Origin of the sequence: Streptomyces sp. NPDC007162 (assembly GCF_040634175.1) — a bacterium.
In the GTDB taxonomy this organism is placed as follows: domain Bacteria; phylum Actinomycetota; class Actinomycetes; order Streptomycetales; family Streptomycetaceae; genus Streptomyces.
In genome coordinates this window covers 1-5,389 of the sequence record NZ_JBEYFC010000557.1, presented here as the reverse complement: position 1 = coordinate 5,389, position 5,389 = coordinate 1, and the positions used below count along the sequence as shown (strand labels likewise).

The 5,389-nt window shown below is 67.1% G+C and carries 5 protein-coding genes and 2 pseudogenes; 2 read left to right on the top strand and 5 right to left on the bottom strand.

The features are described from left to right. Positions 1–147 precede the first annotated feature (147 nt). Both ABZ646_RS39025 and ABZ646_RS39020 read right to left on the bottom strand, forming a co-directional pair. The gene (locus ABZ646_RS39025; protein ID WP_360530189.1) at positions 148–564 is read right to left on the bottom strand and encodes a hypothetical protein; all 417 of its coding nucleotides are present in this window, start codon (positions 562–564) and stop codon (positions 148–150) included. A 776-nt stretch (positions 565–1,340) separates the two neighbouring features. Continuing rightward, positions 1,341–1,559, bottom strand: a complete 219-nt coding sequence (locus ABZ646_RS39020; protein ID WP_360530186.1) for a hypothetical protein — start codon at positions 1,557–1,559, stop codon at positions 1,341–1,343. Positions 1,560–2,258: 699 nt separating this feature from the next. Here ABZ646_RS39020 and ABZ646_RS39015 point away from each other — a divergent pair. Beyond that, positions 2,259–2,449: pseudogene (locus ABZ646_RS39015) on the top strand (transposase); the annotation flags it as partial. A 124-nt stretch (positions 2,450–2,573) separates the two neighbouring features. On the opposite strand, the gene ABZ646_RS39010 reads toward ABZ646_RS39015, so the two are convergent. Both ABZ646_RS39010 and ABZ646_RS39005 read right to left on the bottom strand, forming a co-directional pair. Beyond that, complete coding sequence (locus tag ABZ646_RS39010; protein WP_360530183.1) at positions 2,574–3,551, bottom strand: NmrA family NAD(P)-binding protein; 978 nt, start codon at positions 3,549–3,551, stop codon at positions 2,574–2,576. 63 nt (positions 3,552–3,614) lie between these two features. Continuing rightward, positions 3,615–4,430 (bottom strand): oxidoreductase, encoded by an 816-nt coding sequence (locus tag ABZ646_RS39005; protein WP_360530195.1) that lies wholly within the window; start codon positions 4,428–4,430, stop codon positions 3,615–3,617. A gap of 93 nt (positions 4,431–4,523) precedes the next feature. Between ABZ646_RS39005 and ABZ646_RS39000 the strand changes: the two genes are divergently transcribed. Next, positions 4,524–5,186 (top strand): TetR/AcrR family transcriptional regulator, encoded by a 663-nt coding sequence (locus tag ABZ646_RS39000; RefSeq protein WP_360530192.1) that lies wholly within the window; start codon positions 4,524–4,526, stop codon positions 5,184–5,186. Here the strand turns inward: ABZ646_RS39000 and ABZ646_RS38995 are convergent. Next, a pseudogene (locus ABZ646_RS38995) lies at positions 5,074–5,389 on the bottom strand (TetR/AcrR family transcriptional regulator); the annotation flags it as partial. The gene ABZ646_RS39000 and the pseudogene ABZ646_RS38995 sit on opposite strands and share 113 nt — an antisense overlap.

Genomic DNA, 5,389 nt, shown 5'->3' with positions numbered 1-5,389 from the left:
CAACACCAACCCACAACTGCCCTGGTCATTCCTCGCCCACACCGGCCTGACCATCCACCCACCACACCCACCGAACTTACGAAAAGATCAGTAGTTGGACTCCGTTCAGTCAACGTGTGGACCACATTCGAGCGCTTGGCCAGAACTTCAGGATTTTCGGCCTGCTGACCGGACGAGGCCCTCCAAAATCCGGTTGTGACGCTCGACTTGGAGATCCTCTTGACCGCACTCTATGTGAAGATCGACGACGAGATCGGAGGAACGCGATGGATGGGACGCCCGCTTCTTCTCAGCGACTCTCTCGAAGCGCATCGTCCCGTACTTCTGGATGCGTTCGGCCTTCGACTGGGAGCGCGCCGAGGCCGCCTTCTTCTCGTTGTAGATCTCCGTCAAACGCTCGATCGCCCGGTCCTGCCTCGCGAAGCCGGACTCCTCCGTCTGCCTGCCCGCCGCGTTCCGGTAGCGGATCGTGTACTCGTGCGGGCACTTCGACCAACGGGACTCGGGGCGCTCGCAGTCCTTGAAGAAGGTGCCCATGCCGCGAGCGAGTTCGGGTGCCGCCATGTGGTGCTGACTCCTCGACGTCCGATGCTGACCTTTTGCTGACGTCCGAGGGTGTGCGATAGCCCTGACCTGGGAAGAACCGCCAATTGCGCCGGTCAAGAGCGCAGTCTCCTACAACGCGGGCGCCCACAACCGGGCGCGCGAGGCGGGCGTGCAGTACATGGAGGTGCTCGACGGCGCCGGGTGCGGCTGGACCAGCCACCAGGATCCTGACAAGGCTGCGGGCACTCTACGGACGGTGGAAGAAGCCGCTCAGAGGCCCATCTCCCATCCACGATGCCAGAGAGCATTCGGCCCGCATGCGGCGTGATCCCAGGCGGGGTCTTCGGGTATGCCGTGCGGGTAGCCGACGGTGCTTCCTAGCTCGCCGACTGCCTACTTCGGCGCCCTGCCTCTCGTGCACCCCCTCGAATACGCCGACTTCGATCCGTTCGCGTAGGTGCCGCTGCATGCTCCGGACACTCAGCCGTCCGAGTAGCCAGTGTGGTTGTCGTTCAACGGGCTTCCCCCCGGCGGGACGTTCTCACGGCCGCCACCGCGCTGCGCCCGGCCGCAACCCGCTGGGTGCACATCTCCACGGTGTCCGTATACAGGGGGTGGCCGCACCAGGCTCTCACCGACGACTCTCCGCTCCTTGACTGCCCGACGGACGCCGACGACTCGTACGGCTACACCGGTGAGGACGGCTAGCCTACGGGCGAGGGCGCGTGTACTCGGGAAGTACCCGAGGTCATACGCGGCCACCGCAAGCAAGGCGGTGGCCTGCCCGTTCAGGATCATGAGCAGTTGCTGCTGTACGGGAACCTGAGTTCGGTCCCGCTGTCGCTCGATCGCAAGGCGCAGCCGGTCGACGGACTCGTAGGCCTCGGCGGGGGCACCAGGTGGTACCCGCGGGCTACGGACTCCACCTGGTCGCGCAGTTCGTCGATGGCGTTGTCGGAGACGGACGCCGAAGCAGTCGCGTCGGCGCCCTCAAGGGCTTCTTCTGCGGTCATTCGAACTCGCTCTTCCAGGTCTTTCGCGGGTGCCTTAGGGCAGGCAGTCGCGCCGCTCACCGCCGTCGGGCGACGAGCGCTGGCCCACCACGGTGCTGCCACCCACTCGTAGTCGGCACGACCGCGCCGTCGGCGGCCCCGTGTGCCCACCTCCTGGTGCACATGACCGGCGACGCGTCACCGACCCGTCCGTCCAAGATCCGGGCCAATCGCGTGCCACGGGAAGCACGCAAGTGGTCCGGATGGCTCCGCCAGTGCCACTCCCCGGCCGAAATGCGGACGGGGTAGCCGGCGTGGATCTCCACTTGGCCGCCCCGGCCTTGGACTAGGTCGTATCTTGCCCCGGGGATGCCATCGCTCGAAAATGTAGCGTTGGGGCATCGTCGGCGGTCGGACGTTCGGGGTTCGCCTGGGTTGGGGCATGAGCGGGCGCAGGCTCGTACGCGTCAAGGGCGCCACCGGCGCGGCCCTGCCCGAGAACGGTCTCTCCGCGGGACTGCGCTGATCCTCCCGCCGTTCCGCCCCGGCAGCCGGCCTATATAGCCTCGACGATGGCATCGCTCGGAGCCCCTGAAGACGTCTCTCCCCCAAGCCGGAACCGGAAATGAAAGGGCCGGCAACATCCGGGAGCCCACCCAAGCGAGATCACCTATGCAGTAGGGAGAAGGCGTCTCGTACAACAGGGAGATCACCTGCGCCCCGGCCAACAGTTCCTGGCTCGACCGGCTCGAGGCCCAGTTCACCGCTCTGTGGCAATCCGTGCTGGACGGCACCGACCACGCTCGGCACAAAGAGCAGGCAAGCATGATCCGCCGCTACATCAACCGGCGCACCAGGACGCCACCAACGACCGCCTCCGCGGGGTCGTGAACGGGGCGAACGTCGCCTGATGCGGCACTGGTCACGGAGTGCTGACGCGATCGAAGTCTCGCCGTCTCTCTCAACCGGTTCCGCCGACGGCCCCGCTCCCGGGAACACATTCACTCGTCGGGTTCAACCAGGAGGCAGTCAATGTCATAGACCAGTCGCCAGCTTCTGGATGCGAGGGTGGTTCCCCAGTGCCCAGCGGACGGTCTTCGGCGGGCGTCCGAGGAGGGTCTCCAGCTGGTCGGTCGTGCCACGGTAACCCCCGCCGCCCATCAGCCTGGTCAGGGTCTTCAGGTGCTCCGCGGTGTGCGGAAACGAGCCCAGGGCGGCGTCCACGTAGGTCTCGTTCCAGGTTTCGATCTCGACGGGGACGTAGGTGACCGGGCGTCCCAGCACCGCCGCGTAGTCCTCCGCGAAGCCGTGCATGTCCTTCAACTCCGGGCCGTTGAGGTCGTAGGACTTGGAGACGTGCGGCGCCGGATCGGTCAGGATCTTCACGCACAGCTCGGCCACGTCGTAACCCGCGATGGGCGCGAGCCGGTGGTCGCCGAAGGGCAGGCGCAGTTCACCCTTGCTCAGCGGCTCCAGTGCCAGCCAGGTCATCAGGGGGTTCTCGACGAACATGGCCGCCCGCACATGGACGGTCGGCAGGCCGGACCACTCCAGTACCTGCTCGGCGACCCAGTGGGCCCGCTGCTGCGGCGACCAGTCGGCGACGAGTCCGCCGAGCCACGCGCGCCGTTCTTCCTCCGGCGCGGTCATCTTCTCGAACGTCATGAATGACTGCTCGTACTCGGAGATGTTGACGAACACCTCGATGTCGCCCTGGGCCCGCGCCGCAGCGGCCATCAGACTGACGGCGTCGGTGTAGTACGGCGACAGGCTCATGCTGAAGTAGATACGCCGCACCCCCTTCAGGGCGGCAGTCACGTCGGCGATAGTGAGCAGGTCACCGACGAAGACCTCGGCGCCGGCCTCACGCAGGGAGTGCGCGCGCTCGTCGTCGTGGCGCACGAACGCCCGTACCGGCTGCCCTTGTTCAAGCAGCATGTCGACCATCGTCCGGCTCACACCGCCGATCTCGCCGGCGGCACCGGTGATCAGGATGGGATTGCGCTCTGACATAGAGGTGTCCTCTGTCTGGTGGGGGGATCGTTGTTCGGAAAGCCCAGGTACAGCGCCTGCGCGTCAGCCGGCCAGCTGGTTCATCTTGCGGATCTGTTTGTCGAAGACCCCGGCGGGAGCGAGGCGGCGCAGTACGCGTGCGCGTCCGGCCAGGGGACCGGCGGTGTAGCGCGGCTTCGGCTTCGGGTCGGTCGCTGCCGCGACGATCGCCTTGGCGACGACGATGGGGGCATCGCCGCCCCTGACGGCCTCCGCCATGACGCGGTCGACGATCTGCCGCTGCTTCGCGTACGCGTGCAGCGGTGTGTCGGGCTTCGCGCTGTTGGCCTCGAACCCGGTCCGGGTGTAGGCGGGTTCGACGATGAGCGCCCGGATACCGTGGTCACGGACCTCGTGGTCCAGGGATTCGGTGTAGCCCTCGATCGCGTGCTTGGAGGCGGCGTAGGCGGCCATGTAGGGCTGGGGCAGGAACCCGAGCACGGACGAGATGTTGATGATGCGTCCGCGCCGCTGGGCGCGCATGTGCGGCAGGACCTCGTTCACCATGCGCATGACCCCGAAGACGTTCGTGTCGAAGACGGACCGGGCCTGCGCGACGGAGGTTTCCTCGGCCGCACCCATGGAACCGACGCCGGCATTGTTGACCAGGACGTCGATCCGCCCGAACCGCTCGCTCACTTCCTGGACCGCAGCGGCCGCCGAGGCGTCGCTGGCGACGTCGAGTTCGAGGAACGTCACGCCGTCGAGCAGGGTGACGCGTGAAGTGTCACGGCTTGTGCCGACTACCTCGAATCCGGCCGCGCCCAGGGCGAGCGCGGTTTCCTTCCCGATACCCGATGACGCACCCGTCACGAGCGCCACCGGCCGACCTGTCGTCATCATGCACTCCCGAACCCGTCGAAACCGATCAGTTTCCGCTACAGTAAACCGATCGGTTTCCACATGCAAGTTCAAGCAGGGAGCATGGACCTCATGGGCAGGATCAGCGCACAGGAGAGGCGCGAGGGCGTCATCCGTGCGGCGGTCGCCGAGTTCGCGCGCACCGGCTACGACGGCACCTCCACCGCGGCGATCGCCGACCGGGTCGGCGTCGCGCAGCCGTATCTCTTCCGGCTCTTCCCCGACAAAAAGACGATCTTCGTCGCCGCACTGCTGCGGAGCACGGAAGACACCCGTCTGGCTTTCGAGAGGGCCACCGACGGGGCGGAGGGCAGCGAGCGGGCCTTCCAGGCCATGACGGCCGCTTACGCGCGGCTGATCTCCACCCGCCCCGAAACGCTCCTGATGCAGATGCAGGGATACGCCGTCGCGGCGGCCGCCGATGCACAGGGCGATGACCTGATCGGTGAGGTCGTCCGGGCCGGCTGGATGAGTATCTGGGAGACCGTGCACCTGTCGCTGGGTGCTGATGTCGACAGGACCACGAGCTTCCTCGCCTGCGGCATGCTCGGCAACACGCGCGCGGCCATGGGGCTCCCCGCGAGTGCGAGGAAGGGAGCGAGCTTTCCGGACGGGGAGCGCGTCAATGCATGCCTGCCGCGTCCAGCAGGGTGGTCACCGTGGGCCCGATTAGCCCGGTCAAGCTGTCGGCGCCGATTCCCGCGCGGGCGCTGGCGCCGTCGAAGACCATGCTGAGCTGCCGGGCCAGCAGATCGGGATCGGCCGCCCCGCCCTGTTCGGCCTCGGCGCGGAAAAAGGCGGTCAGGTTCTCCTTGACCTGGCGGGCGACCTGGCTCGCGGGGTGCCCCTGGTCCTTGAGTTCGATCTGCACGGCCAGGTACCGGCAGCCGCGGAACTCGGGGGCGCCGGCCTGCGATTCCACCTGCGCGAAGACATGC

Excerpts from the sequence above, each read along its gene's own strand:
- ABZ646_RS39025 (WP_360530189.1), bottom strand. The coding sequence starts at position 564 with ATGGCGGCACCCGAACTCGCTCGCGGCATGGGCACCTTCTTCAAGGAC.
- ABZ646_RS39010 (WP_360530183.1), bottom strand. The coding sequence starts at position 3,551 with ATGTCAGAGCGCAATCCCATCCTGATCACCGGTGCCGCCGGCGAGATC.
- ABZ646_RS39000 (WP_360530192.1), top strand. The coding sequence starts at position 4,524 with ATGGGCAGGATCAGCGCACAGGAGAGGCGCGAGGGCGTCATCCGTGCG.
- ABZ646_RS39005 (WP_360530195.1), bottom strand. The coding sequence starts at position 4,430 with ATGACGACAGGTCGGCCGGTGGCGCTCGTGACGGGTGCGTCATCGGGT.
- ABZ646_RS39020 (WP_360530186.1), bottom strand. The coding sequence starts at position 1,559 with ATGACCGCAGAAGAAGCCCTTGAGGGCGCCGACGCGACTGCTTCGGCG.